We start from the raw sequence: 1,024 nt of genomic DNA, 5'->3' as shown, positions 1-1,024 counted from the left end.
CCCCGGGAGGGGAGTGAAATAGAACCTGAAACCGTGTGCCTACAATCGGTGGGAGCACTTTTATGTGTGACCGCGTACTTTTTGTAGAACGGGCCAGCGAGTTACGATATGCAGCAAGGTTAAGCACTTCTGGTGCGGAGCCGAAGGGAAACCGAGTCTGAATAGGGCAACTAGTTGCATATCGTAGACCCGAAACCGGGTGACCTATCCATGGCCAGGATGAAGCGAAAGTAAAATTTCGTGGAGGTCCGAACCACGTTGGTGTTGAAAAACCATGGGATGAGCTGTGGATAGCGGAGAAATTCCAATCGAACTCGGAGATAGCTGGTTCTCCTCGAAATAGCTTTAGGGCTAGCGTCGGGTAATTGAGTAATGGAGGTAGAGCACTGAATGGGCTAGGGGCTGACAACAGTTACTGAACCCTATCAAACTCCGAATGCCATTTACTTCTATCCCGGCAGTCAGACTACGAGTGATAAGATCCGTAGTCAAAAGGGAAAGAGCCCAGACCATCAGCTAAGGTCCCAAAGTGTAAGTTAAGTGGTAAAGGATGTGGGATTTCTAAGACAACTAGGATGTTGGCTTAGAAGCAGCCACTCATTTAAAGAGTGCGTAATAGCTCACTAGTCGAGAGATCCTGCGCCGAAGATGTCCGGGGCTAAAACTTACCACCGAAGCTATGGATGTGTCGTAAGACACGTGGTAGAGGAGCTTTCTATACAGGTTGAAGCCATACCGTAAGGAGTGGTGGACAGTATAGAAGTGAGAATGCTGGCATAAGTAGCGAGAAACAGGTGAGAATCCTGTTGGCCGAATATCTAAGGTTTCCTGGGGAAGGCTCGTCCTCCCAGGGTTAGTCGGGACCTAAGCCGAGGCCGAAAGGCGTAGGTGATGGACAACTGGTTGATATTCCAGTACCACCACAATGCGTTTGACAAATGGGATGACGCAGAAGGATAGGATGTGCGCACTACTGGATGTGCGTCTAAGCACTTAGGATGTTGAGTAGGCAAATCCGCTCAAC

The 1,024-nt window shown here is 49.3% G+C and carries 1 rRNA gene; it reads left to right on the top strand.

The annotated features are described in order from the left end of the window. Positions 1-1,024: ribosomal RNA gene (locus CPAL_RS06445) — 23S ribosomal RNA — on the top strand; the annotation flags it as partial.

Source organism: Clostridium thermopalmarium DSM 5974 (assembly GCF_002995795.1).
Lineage (GTDB): Bacteria > Bacillota > Clostridia > Clostridiales > Clostridiaceae > Clostridium_H > Clostridium_H thermopalmarium.
The sequence above is the reverse complement of the archived record's forward strand: the minus strand, read 5'-3'. Positions and strand labels throughout refer to the sequence as shown.